This window comes from Sphingopyxis sp., from assembly GCF_050916055.1.
GTDB lineage: Bacteria > Pseudomonadota > Alphaproteobacteria > Sphingomonadales > Sphingomonadaceae > Sphingopyxis.
The window spans coordinates 2,961,516-2,980,792 of sequence record NZ_CP051527.1 but is presented as its reverse complement, the minus strand read 5'-3'; the positions used below and the strand labels follow the sequence as shown (position 1 = coordinate 2,980,792).

Genomic DNA, 19,277 nt, shown 5'->3' with positions numbered 1-19,277 from the left:
CCGAAGCGCCGCTCGCGCATTGAAGGGGCGGGGTTTGCAACAGGAGAACAGGGCCATGCATCGCAATATCGTTATCGGCTTGTCGGCCGCCGCGCTGATCTGGGCCATGCCCGCGCTGGCGCAACAGGGCGCGCAAAAGGATTCGACGATCAAGGAAACCGCCGATTCGGTGACCGAGCCGTTCGACGGCAAGGAAGTCCCCGAAAAGCTGCTGGCGATTCAGGACGCCCCCTATTCGCTCGCCGGCCTCGGCCGCTGCGCCGCGATCATCCGCGAAGTGACCGAACTCAACGACGTGCTCGGACCCGACGTCAACGAACAGGTCGATGAAAGCCTGGCCAAAAAGCGCGAGGAAACCGCGGGGCGCGTCGCCGGCTCGCTCGCCGGCTCGCTCATCCCGTTCAAAAGCCTGATCGGCGAAGTGACCGGCGCCAATGCCGAACGGCGCCGCTATGCGGCGGCGGTCTATGCCGGTACGGTGCGCCGCGGCTATCTCAAGGGCATCGGCCAGGAACGCGGCTGCAAGGCGCCCGCGCGCCCGTAAACGCGGCATTGGGTGGGGGAACAATCATGCGCGTCCAGAACGTTCGTCCGTTTCGCATCGACGTGCCGCAGGCGGCGCTCGACGACCTCAAGGCGCGGCTCGCGACCACGCGCTGGCCGGAGAAGGAAACCGTCGACGATTGGGACCAGGGGGTGCCGCTGGCCTATGCGCAGGAGCTCGCCGCCTATTGGCGCGACGAATATGATTGGCGCACCGTCGAGGCGCGGCTCAACGCGTGGCCCAACTATCTTGCCGAGGTCGATGGGCTCGACATCCATTTCCTCCATATCCGCTCGGACAATCCCGCCGCGCGGCCGCTGGTGCTGACGCATGGCTGGCCGGGGTCGGTGCTCGAATTCCTCGACGTCATCGAACCCTTGTCGGCCGACTATCATCTCGTGATCCCGTCGCTGCCCGGTTATGGTTTTTCGGGCAAACCGACCGCGGCAAAATGGGGCGTCGAACAGATCGCCGCGGGCTGGGACGCGCTGATGCGCTCGCTCGGTTACGACCGCTATTTCGCGCAGGGCGGCGACTGGGGCAGCGCGGTGACCTCGGCGATCGGGGGCAACCACGCCGAACATTGCGCCGGCATCCACGTCAACATGATCGTCGGTCAGCCCGACCCGGCGACGATGACCGACCTCACCGACGACGAAAAAGCCTATCTCGCGCGCTTCGCCTGGTATCGCAGCAAGGACAATGGCTATTCGACCGAGCAGGCGACGCGGCCGCAGACGATCGGCTATGCGCTCACCGATTCGCCGGTCGGGCAGATGTGCTGGATCGTCGAAAAATGCCACGGCTGGACCGACTGCGGCCACGCTCCCGGCGGCCAGTCGATCGGCGGCCATCCCGAAAATGCCCTGTCGAAGGACGCGATGCTCGACACCGTCAGCCTCTACTGGCTCACCGCCAGCGCCGCCTCGTCGGCGCGGCTCTATTGGCACAGCTTCGCGACCTTCGGCTTCGGCGAGATTCAGGTGCCGACCGGGTGCAGCCTGTTTCCGCTCGAAATCATGCGGCTGTCGCGGCGCTGGGCGGCGGCGCGCTACAAGAATATCGTCTATTGGAACGCGCTCGAGCGCGGCGGCCATTTCGCGGCGTGGGAGCAGCCGACCATCTTCGTGTCCGAAGTCCGCGCCGCGTTCGGCGCCATGACGCTCTGACCGCCGGTCAATAGCCCGATCGGACGCAGAGCACGTCGGCCAGATAGTCGCGGCGGCCCAGCGTCTCCATATGCTCGCGCGCCGACCCGTTCCAGCCGATCGAACGGCACCAGGTGTCGGCGGTGCGGGCGGCGCACGCCGCGGTCGCCGAGGCGCCGGTGCAGGCAAGGATGCGATAGCCGTTCGTCGCCGGCTGGGTGTGGAATTCGGCAAAATTGCCGCGCGTGCTCTGGCCGTTCGCTGGCGGGTTCGGGTTCCATCCACCGCCGCCGCCACCGCCGCCAACCGGGCGGATCGACTGGACCGCCATCCCGCGCAGCACGCTGCCCAGCATCGGGGTGTCGCGATCGACCGTGCGGCACTGGCCGCGATAGCGCGTCCGCTCGCACAATTCCCAGCGCCCGCGCGCGACGCGGATCGAATTGACCGGCCACGCGAGGCCCAGATCGGGTTTTGCCTCGCCAACGAAGACCGCGGGACCGCGATAGGCGGCGTCGCGATAGATCGTCGCCTCGGCCGGCCGCGCCAGCCGCTCGTCGGGGGTCTGCGCGGCCGACGTCGTCAGCGACGCGCTGCCCGCGACCGCGACCAGCCCGACGATGATTCTCCAGGAAAACGCTGCAACCACGCCAATATCCTCTCATCGAAGTCTATTGCTGATTTGCGCGCGAAGTTACGCTTTTGCAGTCCGTTTGGCAATCGCGCCGCACCCTTCGCGATGCGCCCATGCGGAGACCGTCTACAAAAGCCCCAGCATCAATCCGGCGAGCGCTGCCGACATCAGGTTCGACAGGCTGCCCGCGAGCAGCGCCTTCAGCCCCAGCTTCGCGATCATGGGCCGCTGGTTGGGGGCCAGACCGCCGGTGACCGCCATCTGGATCGCGATCGAGCTGAAGTTCGCAAAGCCGCACAGGGCAAAGGTGCCGATCGCGACCGACGTCGCCGACAGATCGCCCTGAACCCTGCCAAGGTCGATGAAGGCGACGAATTCGTTGAGCACGACCTTCGTCCCGAATAGGCTGCCGACCACGTCGCTTTCGGCCCACGGCACCCCCATCAGCCACATCACCGGGCGGAACAGGGTGCCGATGATCGCCTGGAACGACAGGTCGGGGTACCCCAGCCAGCCGCCGATCCCGCCGAGCAATCCGTTGGCAAGCGCGACGAGCGCGACGAAGGCGAGCACCATCGCGCCGACCGCGACCGCCAGCTTGACCCCGGTCTGCGCGCCTTGCGCCGCGGCCATGATGATGTTGGCGGGTTTTTCCTCGTCATGGCTCGCCTCGGGCATGACGACGGGTTCGACGCCCAGATCCTTGGGATCGTCGGGCATCATGATCTTGGCCATCAAGATGCCGCCGGGCGCCGACATGAAGCTCGCGGCGAGCAGGTAAGGCAGCAATTGTTCGCCGATCATGCTGGCATAGGCGCCGAGGATCGTTCCCGCGACCCCGGCCATGCCGACGGTCATGATCGTGAACAGCTGCGGCGGGGTCAGCCCGGCCAGATAGGGGCGGATGACCAGCGGGCTTTCGCTCTGGCCGACGAAGATGTTCGCGGCGGCGCCCAGGCTTTCGACCTTGGTGATGCCGGTAACCTTCTGGATCGCGCCGCCGACCCATTTGATCACCAGCTGCATGATGCCGAGATAATAGAGGATCGAGATGAGCGAGGCGAAGAAGATGATCACCGGCAGCGCGGCGATCGCAAAGCTGTTGCCGCCGAGTTCGGCAGCCGCCAGCGGCCCGAAGATGAAATCGGTCCCCGCCTTGGCATAGCCGAGCAGGTTCGACACGCCGTTCGACATCGCCTGGATGATATTCCGACCCCACGGGGTGCCAATCACCAGCAGCGCAAAGCCGGCCTGCAGCAGGAAGGCGGGAACCACCACACGCAGCCGGATCCAGCGCCGGTTCGACGAAAACAACAGGGCGATCGCGAGCAATGCGACGATGCCGAGCAGACCGATCAGGCGTTCCATAGTGTAAATGCGTCCCCCGCAAGCCAATGCGCCTGTCTAGCGGGCTTTGGCGGCGGGGCAAGCCCGTCCGCGGCGAGCCGCGCCGCGCCATCTTTCCAGCGTGGGAAAAAGCGACTATCGCGCGGCATGACCGACACCTCTTCGACGGCGCTGCCGCGCACGCTCTCGCCCTCGCTGTTCCTTTTCACCATCATCTATGGCGGCATGGTGGTGCTCGCCGGGGTGCTGGGCAACAAGCAGGTCGCGCTCGGCGACTGGCTAGCGGTCGAGGCGGGGATTTTCCCGTTCCTCCTGCTCGTCGCCCTGTCGAGCAGCGTCGCCGAGCTGCACGGCCAATCGACCGCGAACAAGCTGGTGCTGTGGGGCTTTGTGCCGTTGGTGATGTCGATCCTGCTCACCGCACTCGTGCTCGCCATCCCGGCGTCGCCCGAAATGCAGCCCGAACGGCTGGCGGCGTTCGAAACGATCCTGGGGCAAAGTCCGCGTCTGATGGCGGCGGGCATCGTCGCTTATGGCACCTCGCAATTCCTGAACGTCACGATTTTCAGCAAGCTGCGCGGCAGGCCGGGGGCGGGCACCGGCACGACCTGGCTCGCGATCCGCGGCGCGATCGCCAGCGCGCTCAGCCAGATCGTCGATACCTTACTGTTCGTCACCATCGCTTTTTCGGGGGTCTTCCCGATTGCCAATCTGATGGGCGGCCAGATGCTGGCCAAGGTGGCGCTGTCGCTTCTGGTCATTCCGTTCGTCATCACCGGCCTCGTCGCACTCGGCCGCAATCTGGATAGCAAGGCCGCCGCATGAGCCACGCCCCCGATCCTGCCATGCTGGCGAAAGCCGAAACGCTCGTCGAGGCGCTGCCCTATCTTCAGCGCTACGCCGGCGAGACCTTCGTGATCAAATATGGCGGCCACGCGATGGGCGATGCCGAGGCGCAGCGCGACTTCGCCGAAGACGTCGTGCTGCTCAAGGCGGTGGGGATCAATCCGGTCGTCGTCCACGGCGGCGGGCCGCAGATCGGCGCGATGCTGAAAAAACTCGGCATTGAATCCTCGTTCGTTGGCGGGCTGCGCGTCACCGACGCGGCGACCGCCGAAGTCGCCGAGATGGTGCTGGCGGGCAAGATCAACAAGGAAATCGTCGGCTGGATCGCGGCGCTTGGCGGCCGCGCGGTCGGCATTTCGGGCAAGGACGCCAATCTGGTGCTGGCCGAAAAGGTCGGCCGCAGCGAACCCGACCCCAATTCGGGGATCGAACGCCACATCGACCTGGGGTTCGTCGGCGAACCGGTTGCGGTCGATCCGACCATCCTCGTCAACCTGACCAAGGATAATTTCATCCCCATCGTCGCGCCGGTGGCGCTCGGCGCCGACGGCGCGACCTACAACATCAACGCCGACACGATGGCCGGCGCGCTCGCCGGGGCGCTCGGCGCCAAGCGGTTTTTTCTGCTCACCGACGTCGCCGGGGTGCTCGACAAGGCGGGGACATTGCTCACCGACCTCGACCGCGCCGGTATCGACGAGCTGAAAGCCGACGCGACGATCACTGGCGGCATGATCCCGAAGGTCGATACCTGCCTCGCCGCGGTCGATGCCGGGGTCGAGGCGGCGGTCATCCTCGACGGGCGGGTGCCGCACGCGATGCTGCTCGAAATTTTCACCGCAAGGGGTGCGGGCACGCTGATTCACCGCTAAGTAGACGCGCACCGACCTTTCCGCCGGAGACCTTCCTTGTATTTCATGTTCCTCGACATTCTGGCGATCCTGCTCAACATCCTGTGGTGGATCATCATCGTGCAGGCGGTGATGTCGTGGCTGATCGCGTTCAACGTCATCAACACCCACAATGATTTCGTCGGCCAGCTCTGGCATGTGCTCGACCGGATCACCGAACCGCTCTACCGGCCGTTCCGCCGCATCATGCCCGATTTCGGCGGCATCGACCTGACCCCGATGGTCGTGCTGATCCTGCTCATCATCATCCGCGGCCCGGTGCTCGGTTATCTCTACCGCCTCGGCGTCAGCGCCGGGATGGCGTGATCCGATGATCGCACAGGCGCCCGCCACGACGCATCGCATCGACGGCAAGGCGTTCGCCGCGGAGCTGCGCGCGCGGATCGCCGATGCGGTGCCGGCGTTCGTCGCCGCGACCGGCCGCGCCCCGGGGCTCGCGGTGGTGCTGGTCGGCGACGATCCGGCGAGCGCGGTCTATGTCGGGTCGAAGGGCAAGGCGACCCTCGCCGCCGGCATGGAAAGCTTCGAGCATCGTCTGCCCGCGACCGCGACGCAGGACGAGGTTCAGGATCTGCTGGCGCGCCTCAACGCCGATCCCGCGGTCGACGGCATATTGCTCCAGCTCCCTTTGCCCGCCCATCTCGACGAGCAGGCCGCGGTCGCCACGATCGATCCCGACAAGGACGTCGACGGGCTCACCCCGGTCAGCGCCGGGCGCCTCGCGCTCGGCATCGCCGGAATGGTGCCATGCACCCCTTATGGCTGTCTGCTGCTGCTTCAGCACCGGATCGGCGATCTGTCGGGCAAGGATGCCGTCGTCGTCGGTCGCTCGATCCTCGTCGGCAAGCCGATGGCGGCGCTGCTGCTCGGCGCCGATTGCACCGTCACGATGGCGCACAGCCGGACGCAGGGTCTGCCCGATATCGTCCGCCGCGCCGATATCGTCGTCGCCGCGGTCGGCCGCGCCGAAATGGTCAAGGGCAGTTGGATCAAACCCGGCGCGGTCGTGATCGACGTCGGCATCAACCGCCTGCCCCCCGCCGCGGGGGAAGCAAAGGGGCGGCTGGTCGGCGACGTCGATTATGCGGCGGTATCCGCGGTGGCCGATGCGATCACCCCGGTGCCCGGCGGGGTCGGGCCGATGACGATCGCCTGCCTGCTGCGCAACACGCTCGTCGCCGCGCATCGCCGTGCCGGCCTTACCGATCCGGAGGGTTTCTGATGCGCCTGATCGCCATTCCCGCACTCGCCGCGCTGCTCCTCGCCGGATGCGCGGGCGGCCGCGACGATCTGCGCAACCGGCCACTCGCCGCCAATCCCAGCGCTTTCGTCGCCGCCGAAATCGCCTTTGCCCGCCTCGCGCAGGACAAGGGGCAATGGACGGCGTTTCGCGAGACCGCGCATCCCGACGCCGTGATGTTCGTGCCGCAGCGCGTCGTCGCGCGCGACTGGCTGCGCGGAAAGCCGGACCCGGCCGAAGCCGTCAAATGGCAGCCGCATGCGGTCTATATCAGCTGCGACGGCCATGCCGGGGCCACCACCGGCGCGTGGCAGAAGGGGCCGGCGCACGGCTATTTCTCCACCGTATGGCTGCGCGATCCCAAAAAGGGCGAGATGCGCTGGGTGCTCGATCATACTGACACGACGGCGATGCCGCGCGAAGCGCCCGACTTCATCGCCTCGAAACAGGCGACCTGCGGGTCGCGGCCGGGCGTCGCGATCGCCAGCGGCGCCGAGGGTGAGGATATGGCGGTCGGCCTGTCGCCCGACCAGACGCTCAGCTGGACCTCGATCGTGCGCCCCGACGGCTCGCGCCGTATCACGGTGCGGATGTGGGACGGCACCGCGATGCAGCCGGTCCTCGACAATCAGGTCCAGGCGCCGGCGCCGGGCACGCCCCGCTGATGCTCGACCTGTTCATCACCGCGTTCGTGACGCTGTTCGTGGTCATCGATCCGCCGGGCTGCGCGCCGATCTACGCCAGTCTGACGACGGGCGCAAATGCGGCGCAGCGCCGGTCGATGGCAATCCGCGCGACGCTGATCGCGGGCGGCATCCTGGTGTTTTTCGCGATGTTCGGCGAGGCGCTGCTCAGCTTCCTGCACATCGATCTCGACAGTTTCCGGATCGCCGGCGGCATCATGCTGTTCGTGATCGCGATCGACATGGTGTTCGAAAAGCGGACCGAACGGCGCGAGCAGCGCGCCGAAAAGCTGATGGCGACCCCGGAGGTCGAGGATGTCTCGGTCTTTCCGATGGCGATGCCGATGCTGGCGGGGCCGGGATCGATCGCATCGGTGATGCTGCTGGTGTCGCAGAACAACGGGCTCGACCGCGCCTTCGTGATCTTCGGGGCGCTGCTGCTCGTGCTGCTGCTGACGCTCGGTGCTCTGCTCGCAGCGGGCCCTCTGATGCGCCTGATCGGCAACAAGGGCGAGGCGGTGATCACCCGCCTGCTCGGCGTGCTGCTCGCAGCACTTGCGGCGCAGTTCGTGATCGACGGGCTGAAGGCCAGCTTCAACCTAGGTTGATTGCAGCAAAAAGGGCGCCGCCGGTTGGCGACGCCCTCTCGGCATTCCACGGGAATGGAATCAGTTGGCGGCGTTGACGTCCGACTGGGTCACCGGCGCGATGCGGATTTCGACGCGGCGGTTGCACTGATAATCGGCTTCGCTGGTTTCGGGCGAGCATTTCAGCTGCGATTCGCCATAACCCATCGTCGCCATGCGCGCGCGCTGGATGCCGCGGCCGCCCAGATAGTCGGCTACCGACGACGCGCGGCGTTCGGACAGGCCCTGGTTATAGCTGTCGCTGCCGGTCGAATCGGTGTGGCCGTAAACGTCGATATAGGTGCTCGGATATTCGGCGAGCGTCGAGGCGACGCTGTCGAGAGCGCTGCGGAACTGCGATTTCACCAGCGCGCTGTTATAGTCGAAGGTCACGTCGCCGGGCATGTTCAGCACCAGCTGGTCGCCCTGGCGTTCGACGTCGATGCCGGTGCCGGCGGTGCGCTGACGCAGCTTCTTTTCCTGCTCGTCCATATAATAGCCGACACCCGCGCCGGCGACAGCGCCGATGCCCGCGCCCACGATTTCCTCGGTGCGGCTGTTCTTGCCGCCGATCAGGTCGCCGAGCAGATAGCCGCCGAGCGCGCCGCCGAGGCCGCCGATCGCGGCATTCGAAATGCGCTTCTCTCCGGTATTGGGGTCGGTGACGCAGCCGGTCAGCGCGATCGCGCTCATGGTGGCCAGCGTGGCGAGTTTGACGGTCTTGATATTCATTGGTTACTCCCTTTTTTGGGCGGCCGCACAGGTCGTTCGCGCACCGCCATTGCTGCCGATAACATATGGCTGGCGATCTAGTTCCCGAATCCGGCTGAACAGTCGCTGAGAAGGGTGTTCAGCCGCCATTGTGCAATGCCGCGGCTTTGTCCTATAAGCACTCCATGACCGACGCTGACAGGGGCCGGGCGCACAAGCGCCGCACGACCGCCCAATGACCCCCTTCCCATGGTCCGACGTAGCGATCATCGCCGTCCTCATTCTCCTCAACGGCGTGTTCGCCATGTCCGAACTGGCGATCGTGTCGGCGCGCGATCCGCGTCTGCAGGCCGCCGAAAAGCGTGGCAGCCGGGGCGCGAAGATCGCGCGGCAGCTGACGTCTAATCCCGGCCGCTTCCTCTCGACCGTGCAGGTCGGCATCACCCTGATCAGTATTTTGGCCGGCGCTTATTCGGGCGCCAGTCTCGGCGGGCCGGTCGGCGAACGGTTGCAGGCGCTGTTCGCGCTCGACGACGAGACCGCGACGGCGACCGGTTTTGCCGTCGTGATCGCGGTGACCACCTATTTCTCGCTGATCGTCGGCGAACTGGTGCCGAAACAGTTCGCCCTGCGCGCGCCCGAACCGATCGCCATTTTCATCGCGCTGCCGATGTTGTGGTTGTCGCGGATCGGCGCGCCTTTGGTGTGGTTGCTCGATCGCAGCTCGGCGCTGGTGTTCCGCATCCTCGGGCTCAGCCGCGAATCGGAGGAGCGGGTCACCGCCGAGGAACTGCACCTGATCGTCGCCGAAGCGTCGAAATCTGGGGTGATCGAGGAAAGCGAGCGCGCGATCATTTCGGGTGTCGTGCGCCTTGCCGACCGCCCGGTGCGCGAGGTGATGACGCCGCGCACCGATGTCGACTGGATCGATGTCGCCTCGAGCGCCGATGCGGTGCGCGCGATGCTGATCGACACCCCGCACACGCGCATTCCCGTCGCGCGCGGCTCGGTCGACGATATCGTCGGCGTCGTGCAGGCGCGCGACATCGCCGGCGCGCTGTTCCGCGGCGAAGTGCTCGACCTCCAGACGCTGACGCGCCCCGCCAAGGTCATCCACGACCAGATCGACGCGATGGACGCGCTCGAAGCGCTACGCGTTGCCGAGGTGCCGATGCTGTTCGTGCACGACGAATATGGCCATTTCGAAGGGCTGGTGACCCCCGCCGACCTGCTCGCCGCGATCGCCGGCGAATTCGCATCCGATCAGGACATCGGCAGCGAGCCGTTCGTGGTCGAGCGCGACGACGGCAGCCTGCTGATCGCCGGGTCGATGCCCGCCGACCAGATGGCCGAACGGCTGGGGATCGAACTCGGCGACGACCGCGACTATGCGACCGCCGCCGGTCACGCTCTCGCGATTCTCAAACATTTGCCCAACGAAGGCGAAAAATTCACCGACCGCGGCTGGCGGTTCGAGATTGTCGACATGGACGGGCGCAAGATCGACAAGCTGCTCGTCAGCGAAATCCGCAAGCCCAAGGATGAGGACGACGCCTGACGCGTCGTGCTGACCGGGTCTAGCCGCGGTGCCCGAACAATGCCGTGCCGACCCGCACATGCGTCGCGCCCAGCATCACCGCGCTATCATAATCGCCGCTCATCCCTATCGACCGCAGCGGCAGCGCGTGGCGTTCGGCGAGTTCGTCGAGCAGCGCAAAATAGGGAGCGGGATCGACGTCGGCCGGCGGGATCGCCATCAGCCCGTCGATCGCGAGCCCCGCTTCGCGCGCTTCGTCGAGCAGCGCGGGCAGATCGGCCACCGCGCAGCCACCCTTTTGCTCCTCGTCGCCGATATTGACCTGGACGAACAATTGCGGCTGGCGGCCGGCCTTGGTGCACGCCTTGGCCAGCGCCTGAGCCAGCGAACTGCGATCGACCGAATGGATCGCGTCGAACAGCGCGACCGCCTCCTCGGCCTTGTTCGATTGCAGCTGGCCGATCAGGTGGAGCCGGACGTCAGGGGCTTCGGCGCGCAGCGCCGGCCATTTCGCGGCGGCTTCCTGCACCCGGTTTTCGCCGAAATCGCGCTGCCCGGCGGCGATCAGCGGCCGGATTGCGTCGGCATCGTGCGTTTTCGAGACCGCAATCAGGCAAATGTCGCCGGGGCGCCGCTGCGCGCGGTTCGCCGCTCCCGCGATATTCGCCGCCACTTCGGCCAGCCGTTCTGCTGCGTCGCTCATCCGTCGTTCCGTTCCCGTGCGTTGCACCCTGTCGGCACGCGCCTATAGGAAGGGCGATGGTTCGACGCCACCCCCTGCCGCAGCAATGGCTGTTCAGCGACGAGCGGCTGACGGTCGGCGTCGTCCAGCTGGCGGCGACACTGCCACCCGGCAGCGGGATCGTCCTGCGCCACGACAGCCTCGCCGCCGGTGCGCGCTGGCGCCTGTTGCGGCGGCTGATGCGCGTGGCGCGAGCGCGGAGCCTGCCAATTTTGCTCGCCGGAACGCCGGATGTCGCGCGGCGCTGGGGCGCCGATGGGGCTCACTTGCGCCAGCATGACGCGCGCCGCGCCGCGCAGGCGCACCGGCTGGGCCTGATCGTGACGATGCCCGTGCACGACGCCCGCGAGGGCCGCCGCGCGCGCCGCGCGCAGGCCGACGGTGTCTTTATCTCGCCGCTGTACCCGACACGCTCGCACCTCGGAGCGTCTGTGCTTGGCCGTGCCGCGTGGCTACGGCTGGCGCGGCTCGCAGGCGGACAGCCGATCGCGCTCGGCGGCATGACCCCGGGCCGCGCGCGCCAGCTCACCCGGCGGGCAAACGGACTCAAACCTGGCTGGGCGGCAATTGATGCGTGGGAAGAAAAAGCGCTGCTACGTTGCCAAAAGCTGCGTTGAGATTTGGTCTGGGGTGTGTCGAAAATGGTGCTTTGGCGAGACCCGGAGCGCAGCGTACTTCAGTACGTGAGCACCGGAAGCTCGGAAAAGTGATATTTGCAGGCCACTCCGGGCCAAATATCAATGCAGCCTAGAAGCGGAAGGCGGTTCCGACATAGACCGCTTGGCTGTCGCGCCGGGCGTCGGTCAGCGGTTCGACGCGCTCGTCGGTGCGATAGCGCACCCCCGCGGTGACATCGAGATTCTTGGTCAGGCGATAGCTGCTGACGACATCGACGGTCTGGTCGCTGCCGGGTGCGGTCAGGCGGTCGGTCGCGCCGGCGGGGTCGCTCGGCCGGGCGACCATCCGCGTCGCGAAGCGCGATTTCTTTTCGTCGCTGTCGGGCGCGCGCGCGACCGGCAGGTTGCGCAGGTCGGTGCCGCGCGGCAGTTGCGGGGTGACGAATTTTTCGAACCCGAGCGACGCGCCGAGGTTATAGGCAACCGGGGTGATCGCGACCGGTGCGGTGCGGCCCGAGGCGATCGCCGCGGTGCGCGACGCGCTCGACGCATCGTCGCGAGCGCGGATCACGACGGTGATCGCGCGGTTCTTGCGACTCTCGTCGGTGATCGCGGGGGTAAAGCTGAAACCGCGGCGCGCGTCGGCCGACATTTTGGTGTAACGCGCGATCAGGCGCGGGTCGCCCGATGCCGGGGTAAACTGGCCGAGCAGCGATTCGGTCAGGGCGGTATCGCGGATGCGGTCGGCGCGCGACATGGCCGCAAGCGCCGGGGGCAGGGCGAGCGAACCCATCGCCAGAACGACGAGGCTTGCTTTCCAAAAATGTCGCGACGTCCGCGCCATTGCTCTGCGACTCCATCCCAATCGAATCACAAGATAGGTTGCCCGCCGCGCGATTGCCAGTGATTCCGGCGCGATTGGCAAGGGCGGTTCCGCTTTTCGTCAAAGTTGTTGCGCGATGACCACAGTCGGCGGCCGTCTGACCAGAATCTGAACGGCGGCAAAGCCGAAACTGCCGCGCTTGCAGGGGGACGGCAAGGGCGATAGAGACGCTTGCAAATCCCGCGTGCGCGGGCCGGTTTTCGACGTCCGGCGGCGCCATTGACATAAGGTATTCGGCATGTCCCAGCTTTCTCTCCTTGCCCAGTCGGCGCGCCGCCCGGCGACGGCCGTGCTGATCGCACTCGCCGCCGTCGGCCTCGCCGCGTGCGGCGGCAAGGAGCGTCCGCGCGCCGATCTGGCCGCGTCGCAGGTGACGACGATCGGGGTGAACTCGTACCTCTGGCGCGCCTCGCTCGACGCGTTGTCGTTCATGCCGCTGCTCCAGGCCGACTCGTCGGGCGGGGTGATCATCACCGACTGGTACGCCAATCCGGGCAATGCGAACGAGCGCATGAAGGTCACGGTATCGATCCTCGACCGCGATCTGCGCGCCGACGCGCTGCGCGTCGCCGCCTCGCGCCAGGTCGCGCAGGGCGGCACCTGGGTCGATGCGCCGGTGCAGGCGGCGACGGTGCAAAAGCTGGAGGAAATCATCCTCACCCGCGCCCGCGACCTGCGCCGCTCCGCGATCGAGGGCTAATCCGGCGGCGCCGATCGGCGCCGACAACCAGACCAACGGGGTAACCGACGAATGACCCGCGAACCGCGCTTTGGCGCCCTCGCCGCCGACGCCCGCTGGCAAACGGCGTGGGAGGCGGCGAACAGCTTTGCCACCACCGATACGGGTGACGCCAATGCTGAGGATCGGCCCAAGGCCTATATCCTTGAGATGTTCCCCTATCCCTCGGGGCGCATCCACATGGGGCACGTCCGCAACTATGCGATGGGCGACGTGCTCGCGCGCTTCAAGAAAATGACCGGCCACGACGTGCTCCACCCGATGGGTTGGGACGCCTTCGGCATGCCCGCCGAAAATGCCGCGATGGAAAAGGGCGTCCACCCTGGCGGCTGGACGCGCGACAATATCGCCGCGATGCGCGGCCAATTGAAACGCCTCGGCCTTGCGATCGACTGGAGCCGCGAGCTGGCAACCTGCGAGCCCGATTATTACGGCCAGGAACAGGCGCTGTTCCTCGACCTGTTCGCTGCGGGACTGGTCACGCGCAAGGAAAGCTACGTCAACTGGGATCCGGTCGACATGACCGTGCTCGCCAACGAACAGGTGATCGACGGCCGCGGCTGGCGCTCGGGTGCCTTGGTCGAAAAGAAAAAGCTGTCGCAGTGGTTCCTCAAGATCACCGACTTCGCCGACGACCTGCTCGAAGGATTGGGCGGCCTTGAGCAATGGCCCGACAAGGTGCGGCTGATGCAGGAAAACTGGATCGGCAAGTCGCAGGGGCTGGAATTTTCGTTCAAGCTGGTCGGCGGCGCCGCGGGTTTCGACGTCTTCACGACGCGCCCCGACACGCTGTTCGGCGCCAGCTTCGCCGCGATCTCGCCCGACCATCCGATGGCCGAACGGATGGCGCACGACGCGCCCGAACTCGCCGAATTCATCGCCGAATGCCGCCGCCAGGGCACGTCGGCCGAGCAGCTCGAAACCGGCGAGAAGCTCGGTTTCGACACCGGCCTGACGGTCGAGCATCCGCTCGACCCGGCGCTGCATTTGCCGGTCTGGGTCGTCAACTATGTGCTGATGGACTATGGCACCGGCGCGATCTTTGGTTGCCCGGCGCACGACCAGCGCGACCTTGATTTCGCGCGTAAATATGAGCTGCCCGTCCACCGCGTGATCGCCGATGGCGATGAAACCGCGCAGCACTTCACCAGCGACGAAGCCTATACCGGTCCGGGCAAGCTAGTGAACAGCCACTTCCTCGACGGGATGACGATCGACGAAGCGAAGGCCGCGATTGTCTCGCGCGCCGAACATGAAGGTTGGGGCAAGGGCACCACCGTGTGGCGGCTGCGCGACTGGGGCGTGTCGCGCCAGCGCTATTGGGGGACGCCGATCCCCTTCATTCATTGTCATGCGTGCGGCACCGTGCCGGTGCCGAAGGAGCAGCTACCCGTCGTGCTGCCCGAGGATGTCGATTTCTCGATCCCCGGCAATCCGCTCGACCGTCACCCCACGTGGAAGCATTTCCGCTGCCCCTCATGCGGCGGCGATGCGGTGCGCGAGACCGATACGCTCGACACCTTCGTCGATTCGTCCTGGTATTTCCTGCGCTTCGCCAGTTCGCCAAGCGACCGTCCGTTCGATCCCGAGGTGATCCGTCGCTGGCTGCCCGTCGACCAATATATCGGCGGCGTCGAACATGCGATCCTCCACCTGCTCTACGCACGCTTCTGGACCCGCGCGCTCCACAAGCTGGGGATGGTCGACATCGTCGAACCCTTCGCCAGCCTGTTCACCCAAGGCATGGTGACGCACGAGACATACTATGATGATGGTTGGAGGCTTGAGGAGAATCCCGAGGTTTCGACGCGGACATATTATCTGCCTACCGAAATCGTGAAACGAGACGGCAAAGCTTACTATAGTAGGTTTGAGGGCGGCCCCGAATCAGAAGTGACTATCGGCCGCGTGATCAAGATGTCGAAGTCCAAGAAGAATGTCGTCGATCCCGACGCCATCCTCGACCAATATGGCGCCGACGCGGTCCGCTGGTTCATGCTCTCCGACAGCCCGCCCGAACGCGACCTGCCGTGGAGCGAGGCGGGGATCGAGGGTGCGTGGCGCTTCGTCCAGCGCCTGTGGCGCCTGTTCGGCGACACCGAAAACGTCGGCGACGGCGGCGAAGACCTGGGCCTCGCGCGCAAGCTGCATCAGGCGATCGCCGGGGTCGGGACGGATATCGAAGCGCTCGGCTTCAACAAGGCGGTGGCGAAAATCCACGCGCTCGCCAACGACATCGAAAAGGCAAAGCCGTCGGCGACCCGCGCCGAAGCGTGCCTGACGCTGATCCGCCTCGTCGCGCCGATGATGCCGCATCTGGCTGAGGAAGCCTGGGCCGCGCTGCCGGCGCAGCAGCGCACAACGCCGATGATCGCCGACGCCGCATGGCCGACCGCCGATCCGGCGCTGCTCGTCGATGACGAGGTGACGATCGCGATCCAGATGGCGGGCAAGCTGCGAGATACGATGACCCTCGCCAAGGGGCTCGACAAGGACGCGATCGAAGCCGCGGCGCTCGCGCGCCCGCGCATCGCCGAGCTGCTCGGCGGTGCCGCCCCGAAGAAGGTGATTGTGGTCCCCGACCGTTTGGTGAATATCGTACCCTGATGCGCAACCTTCTCACCTCTCTCTTTGTCGTCGCTTCGCTCGCCGTCGGCGGTTGCGGGCTGCGGCCGCTTTATGCCGACGGCAGCAAGGGGGCGGTGGCCCAGGTGCTCGCCGATATCGACGTGGCGCCGATCGAGGGGCATTCGGGCTGGCTCGTCCGCAACGCGCTGCGCGACCGCTTCGTCGCGACGCAGGGCGGCGAAGGCGCGGGCAAGCGGTTGCGGCTCGATGTTCGGCTTGAGGACAGCATCACCGGCTTCGGGGTGCGCGCCGACGATGCGGTGACGCGCGAACGCCGCACCCTGCGCGCCCGCTACCAGCTCGTCGATGCCGCAAGCGGCCAGGTCCTGCTCGACGCGACCGCCGCCGCCGACGCCGGGATCGACGTCGTCGGCAGCGAATATGCGACGATCGCCGCCGAAAGCTCGGCGCTCGAACGCCTCGCCTCGGGGGTCGCCGACCAGATCGTGGCGCGGCTCGCGGTGTTCGCGAATCGCGGCGGCGGCGATTCGGCCGATGCGCCCGCCGCGCCTGCCGCGCCTGCCGCCCCCGCCGGCTAGGGCCTCGTGAAGAGCGTCAAGCCCGCCGAACTCGAACGCCAGACCCGCCTCGACCCTGCGGTTCGCCTTTTCCTGCTGACCGGCCCCGACGAAGCGACGATGGCCGCGGTCGCCGGTCATTTGATCGCGCTCGCGGGCAAGGACGCCGAACGGCTCGACCTGACCGGCTCGCTGCTGTCGCACGACCCCTCGCTGCTCGCCGTCGAGGCCGCATCGATGTCGCTTTTTTCGCCGGCGCGCGTCATCCGGCTCGAACTCGCGGGCAGCGGCGACGATAGCCTCGCCGCGATCGAGGCGCTGTTCGCCGCCGACACCGCGATCAACCCGGTCATCGCGACCGGCGCGTCGGTCACGGTCCGGTCGAAGCTGGTGAAGCTGGTCGAGGGGTCGGCCCATGGCCTCGCTGCGATCTGCTACCAGCCCGACCGGCGCGCCCTCGTCGGTATCGCCATGGCCGCCGCGCAGGAACAGGGGCTCCGGCTCGGCAATGCCGAGGCGCAATTGCTCGTCGATCTCGTGTCGGGCGACCAGGCGCTGATGCGGCGCGAGATCGAGAAGATCGCGCTCTACCTCGACGCCGCTGCCGATCGCCAGCGCCAAGTGAGCGCGGCCGATATCGCCGCGCTCGGCGCCGCGACGCACGAGGAGGACGTGAGCGAGTGCATCAATGTCGCGCTCGGCGGCAAGGTCGGCGATCTCCCCGAGATGCTGGCCAAGGCCGCCGCGGTCGGAGTCGCCGAAATCCGCATCCTGCGCGCCCTCGCGATCCGGGCGACCCAGCTTGCGCGACTGCGCGCCGACGTCGATGCCGGCGCCCACCCGGCGACCGTCGTCGCGGCAAAGAGCAGCGGTGTGTTCTGGAAGGAACAGGGAGCGGTGACGGCACAGCTGCATATCTGGGATTCGCTGCGCGTCGCGCGGCTGATGAGCCGGCTGCTCGACTGCGAGCGCGCGCTCAAGGCGTCGGGCACCGCCGGCGGGGTGCTGTTTCGCAAGCTGATGACCGACATCGCCTATCAGGCGGCGCGCGCGCGCTAAACGGTTGCTTCGACCGGCTTTCGTTTCGGCACGTCGGGCGGCACGAAGGTCCAGACCGTATCGCCGGCATCGACGCTGGGGCGATGCTGGGTCGAAAAAATCTGCAATTCGCCCGATTCGCGCACCACTGCCAGGCTGTCGCCGCCCGATGCCTTCATCCGCGCGACGAAATCGGCGTAGGTGAATTTCTCGGTGATCCGGGTGCGCCCAAAATTCCAGCCGTCCTGCAAACGGTCGAGTTGCTGCTCGATCGGCGTTCCGGCCAGCGTGAAGACGCGCCCGCGCCGCTGGTTGCCGTTTCGCGCCGCGCCGATCAGGCGGCTGACCCGGTCGTGGCCGATTTCGGGTGCGAGTTCGCTGCACACCAGCGCGTTATAGCTGTCGTTGTCGGTGGCGGCGATCAGCTGCTGATATTCGCCCATGTCCAGGCTGTCGTCGTGCGCCTCTTCCAATATGTCGCCCTGATAGACCGGGATATCGGCCCGCCGCGCGCGGCGCAGTGCCAGCGGGCTGGGGTCGGCGACCAGCACCTTGCGATCCTGTCTCTTGATGAATTCGGCAAAGGCGATCGTCCAGCTGTTGGCGCCGACCAGCAGCACCCCGTCGCCCTTGCCGCGGTCGAGCCCGAGCCACCGGGCGAAGGCCGCGGCGGTAAAGCCGTGCGCGAAAATCGTCGCGATCACCACCCCGAAACTCAGCGGCACCAGCGCCTCGGCGCCCGGGACGCCATAATCGGACAGGCGCAGCGCGAACAGGCCGATCACCGCGACCGCGACGATGCCGCGCGGCGCGATCCACGCGACGAACAGCCGTTCCTTGAACGGAATGCGCGTGAACAGCAGCGCGACCATGATCGTCACCGGCCGCACCACGAACAGCAGCAGGAACAGGAACGCGACGAAGCGCAGCTGGAAATTCTGCACCACCTCCCAGTCGAGCGTCGCCGAAAGGATGATGAACACCCCCGACACCAGGAGGACGGTCAGGTCCTCCTTGAAGCGTTGCAGCATATGGGTCGAATAGGTTTCGCGGTTCGCCATCACCACGCCCATCACCGTCACCGTGATCAGCCCGGTTTCGTGCAGGATCAGGTCGGACAGCACGAACACCGCGATCACCGTGGTCAGCAGCACCGGCGCCTTCAGATATTCAGGCACCCAGCCGCGCGGGAAGGCCCAGGTCAGCGCAAAGCCCGCGGCCCCGCCGATCAGGATCGCCAAGATGCTCGCCGCCACGACGTCGGTCGCGATCCCGATGCTGTTCGCCTGCGCGCCGCCGTGGATGATATAGGCATAGATGCCGACCGCGAGCAGGGCGCCGATCGGATCGTTCACGATCGCTTCCCATTTCAGCATATTCTTGACGCGCGGCGATATGTTGAGCGAGCGCAGCAGCGGCACGATCACCGTCGGCCCGGTGACGACCATCACCCCGCCGAACAGCGCCGCAAGCTCGAGCGGCAATCCCGCGCCATAATAGGCCGCGGCGGTGCCGAGCGCCCAGCCGACGGGCACGCCGACGAACACCAGCATGAACACCGCAAGCCCGGCTTGCCGCAGTTCGCGGAACTTCAGGCTCAGGCCGCCCTCGAACAGGATGACCGCGACCGCGAGCTTGATGATCGGTTCGCGAAGCGCCCCGAAATCGCGCTCGGGATCGATCAGGCCGAGGACCGGGCCGGCGATGATCCCGGCGACGAGCATCAACGCGATCGCCGGCTTGCCGGTGCGCCACGCCACCCACTGCGCGCCAATGCCGATGACCCCGATCAGGGCGATTTTGACGAGCAGGGATTCGATGCCGAACATGGCGGCAAGCCTATGGGGGCGTGCGACAAAGATACCAGAAAAAAGAAACCGCCCGC

20 protein-coding genes are annotated in these 19,277 nt (G+C 66.7%); 14 read left to right on the top strand and 6 right to left on the bottom strand.

The features are described 5' to 3' along the window. The first annotated feature begins 55 nt into the window (after nt 1-55). Nucleotides 56-544: a hypothetical protein gene (locus tag HEQ22_RS14485; protein ID WP_432768550.1), complete on the top strand. Its 489-nt coding sequence runs from the start codon at nt 56-58 to the stop codon at nt 542-544. A 26-nt stretch (nt 545-570) separates the two neighbouring features. Then, nucleotides 571-1,713, top strand: coding sequence for an epoxide hydrolase family protein (locus HEQ22_RS14480; RefSeq protein ID WP_432768549.1), 1,143 nt, complete (start codon nt 571-573; stop codon nt 1,711-1,713). Nucleotides 1,714-1,720: 7 nt separating this feature from the next. Here the strand turns inward: HEQ22_RS14480 and HEQ22_RS14475 are convergent, their stop codons facing one another. Both HEQ22_RS14475 and HEQ22_RS14470 read right to left on the bottom strand, forming a co-directional pair. Beyond that, nucleotides 1,721-2,341, bottom strand: coding sequence for a beta/gamma crystallin-related protein (locus tag HEQ22_RS14475; protein ID WP_432768548.1), 621 nt, complete (start codon nt 2,339-2,341; stop codon nt 1,721-1,723). A gap of 111 nt (nt 2,342-2,452) precedes the next feature. After that, the gene (locus HEQ22_RS14470; RefSeq protein ID WP_432768547.1) at nt 2,453-3,694 is read right to left on the bottom strand and encodes a NupC/NupG family nucleoside CNT transporter; all 1,242 of its coding nucleotides are present in this window, start codon (nt 3,692-3,694) and stop codon (nt 2,453-2,455) included. A 126-nt stretch (nt 3,695-3,820) separates the two neighbouring features. Between HEQ22_RS14470 and HEQ22_RS14465 the strand changes: the two genes are divergently transcribed. From HEQ22_RS14465 to HEQ22_RS14440, 6 genes are read left to right on the top strand one after another with little or no spacing between them, the layout of a single operon-like run. Beyond that, nucleotides 3,821-4,498, top strand: a complete 678-nt coding sequence (locus tag HEQ22_RS14465; protein WP_432768546.1) for a queuosine precursor transporter — start codon at nt 3,821-3,823, stop codon at nt 4,496-4,498. Further along, entirely contained in the window at nt 4,495-5,391 is an 897-nt protein-coding gene (argB, locus tag HEQ22_RS14460) for an acetylglutamate kinase (RefSeq protein ID WP_432768545.1), read from the top strand. The genes HEQ22_RS14465 and argB overlap by 4 nt, the downstream gene beginning before the upstream one ends. Nucleotides 5,392-5,436: 45 nt before the next feature. Then, nucleotides 5,437-5,736 carry a YggT family protein gene (locus tag HEQ22_RS14455; protein WP_432770888.1) on the top strand — a complete coding sequence of 100 codons (300 nt, stop codon included), beginning with the start codon at nt 5,437-5,439 and terminating at the stop codon, nt 5,734-5,736. Nucleotides 5,737-5,740: 4 nt separating this feature from the next. Further along, on the top strand, nt 5,741-6,652 hold the full coding sequence (gene folD / locus HEQ22_RS14450) for a bifunctional methylenetetrahydrofolate dehydrogenase/methenyltetrahydrofolate cyclohydrolase FolD (protein WP_432768544.1): 912 nt from the start codon (nt 5,741-5,743) through the stop codon (nt 6,650-6,652). Beyond that, a complete protein-coding gene (locus tag HEQ22_RS14445) occupies nt 6,652-7,335 on the top strand; it encodes a hypothetical protein (protein WP_432768543.1) in 684 nt (227 codons plus the stop codon). The genes folD and HEQ22_RS14445 overlap by 1 nt, the downstream gene beginning before the upstream one ends. Further along, complete coding sequence (locus HEQ22_RS14440; protein ID WP_432768542.1) at nt 7,335-7,961, top strand: MarC family protein; 627 nt, start codon at nt 7,335-7,337, stop codon at nt 7,959-7,961. Before HEQ22_RS14445 ends, HEQ22_RS14440 begins: the two co-directional genes overlap by 1 nt. A 60-nt stretch (nt 7,962-8,021) precedes the next feature. Here the strand turns inward: HEQ22_RS14440 and HEQ22_RS14435 are convergent, their stop codons facing one another. Then, a complete protein-coding gene (locus HEQ22_RS14435) occupies nt 8,022-8,711 on the bottom strand; it encodes an OmpA family protein (protein WP_432768541.1) in 690 nt (229 codons plus the stop codon). Nucleotides 8,712-8,925: 214 nt separating this feature from the next. On the opposite strand from HEQ22_RS14435, the gene HEQ22_RS14430 reads away from it, so the two are divergent. Further along, nucleotides 8,926-10,248, top strand: coding sequence for a hemolysin family protein (locus HEQ22_RS14430; RefSeq protein ID WP_432768540.1), 1,323 nt, complete (start codon nt 8,926-8,928; stop codon nt 10,246-10,248). Between the two features lie 19 nt (nt 10,249-10,267). Here the strand turns inward: HEQ22_RS14430 and HEQ22_RS14425 are convergent, their stop codons facing one another. Beyond that, nucleotides 10,268-10,930: a YggS family pyridoxal phosphate-dependent enzyme gene (locus HEQ22_RS14425; protein WP_432768539.1), complete on the bottom strand. Its 663-nt coding sequence runs from the start codon at nt 10,928-10,930 to the stop codon at nt 10,268-10,270. 56 nt (nt 10,931-10,986) lie between these two features. Between HEQ22_RS14425 and HEQ22_RS14420 the strand changes: the two genes are divergently transcribed. Further along, nucleotides 10,987-11,586, top strand: a complete 600-nt coding sequence (locus tag HEQ22_RS14420) for a thiamine phosphate synthase (protein ID WP_432768538.1) — start codon at nt 10,987-10,989, stop codon at nt 11,584-11,586. 130 nt (nt 11,587-11,716) lie between these two features. Here the strand turns inward: HEQ22_RS14420 and HEQ22_RS14415 are convergent, their stop codons facing one another. Further along, nucleotides 11,717-12,379: a hypothetical protein gene (locus HEQ22_RS14415; protein ID WP_432768537.1), complete on the bottom strand. Its 663-nt coding sequence runs from the start codon at nt 12,377-12,379 to the stop codon at nt 11,717-11,719. A gap of 328 nt (nt 12,380-12,707) precedes the next feature. Here HEQ22_RS14415 and HEQ22_RS14410 point away from each other — a divergent pair, with 328 nt between their 5' ends. From HEQ22_RS14410 to holA, 4 genes are read left to right on the top strand one after another with little or no spacing between them, the layout of a single operon-like run. After that, nucleotides 12,708-13,169, top strand: coding sequence for a DUF3576 domain-containing protein (locus HEQ22_RS14410; protein WP_432768536.1), 462 nt, complete (start codon nt 12,708-12,710; stop codon nt 13,167-13,169). A 51-nt stretch (nt 13,170-13,220) separates the two neighbouring features. After that, on the top strand, nt 13,221-15,815 hold the full coding sequence (leuS, locus tag HEQ22_RS14405; RefSeq protein ID WP_432768535.1) for a leucine--tRNA ligase: 2,595 nt from the start codon (nt 13,221-13,223) through the stop codon (nt 15,813-15,815). Then, the gene (gene lptE / locus HEQ22_RS14400) at nt 15,815-16,375 is read left to right on the top strand and encodes an LPS assembly lipoprotein LptE (protein WP_432768534.1); all 561 of its coding nucleotides are present in this window, start codon (nt 15,815-15,817) and stop codon (nt 16,373-16,375) included. The genes leuS and lptE overlap by 1 nt, the downstream gene beginning before the upstream one ends. Before the next feature lie 6 nt (nt 16,376-16,381). Beyond that, the gene (gene holA, locus HEQ22_RS14395; RefSeq protein ID WP_432768533.1) at nt 16,382-17,413 is read left to right on the top strand and encodes a DNA polymerase III subunit delta; all 1,032 of its coding nucleotides are present in this window, start codon (nt 16,382-16,384) and stop codon (nt 17,411-17,413) included. Here holA and HEQ22_RS14390 read toward each other — a convergent pair. Then, complete coding sequence (locus HEQ22_RS14390) at nt 17,410-19,221, bottom strand: cation:proton antiporter (protein ID WP_432768532.1); 1,812 nt, start codon at nt 19,219-19,221, stop codon at nt 17,410-17,412. The genes holA and HEQ22_RS14390 overlap by 4 nt on opposite strands. Nucleotides 19,222-19,277: the final 56 nt, after the last annotated feature.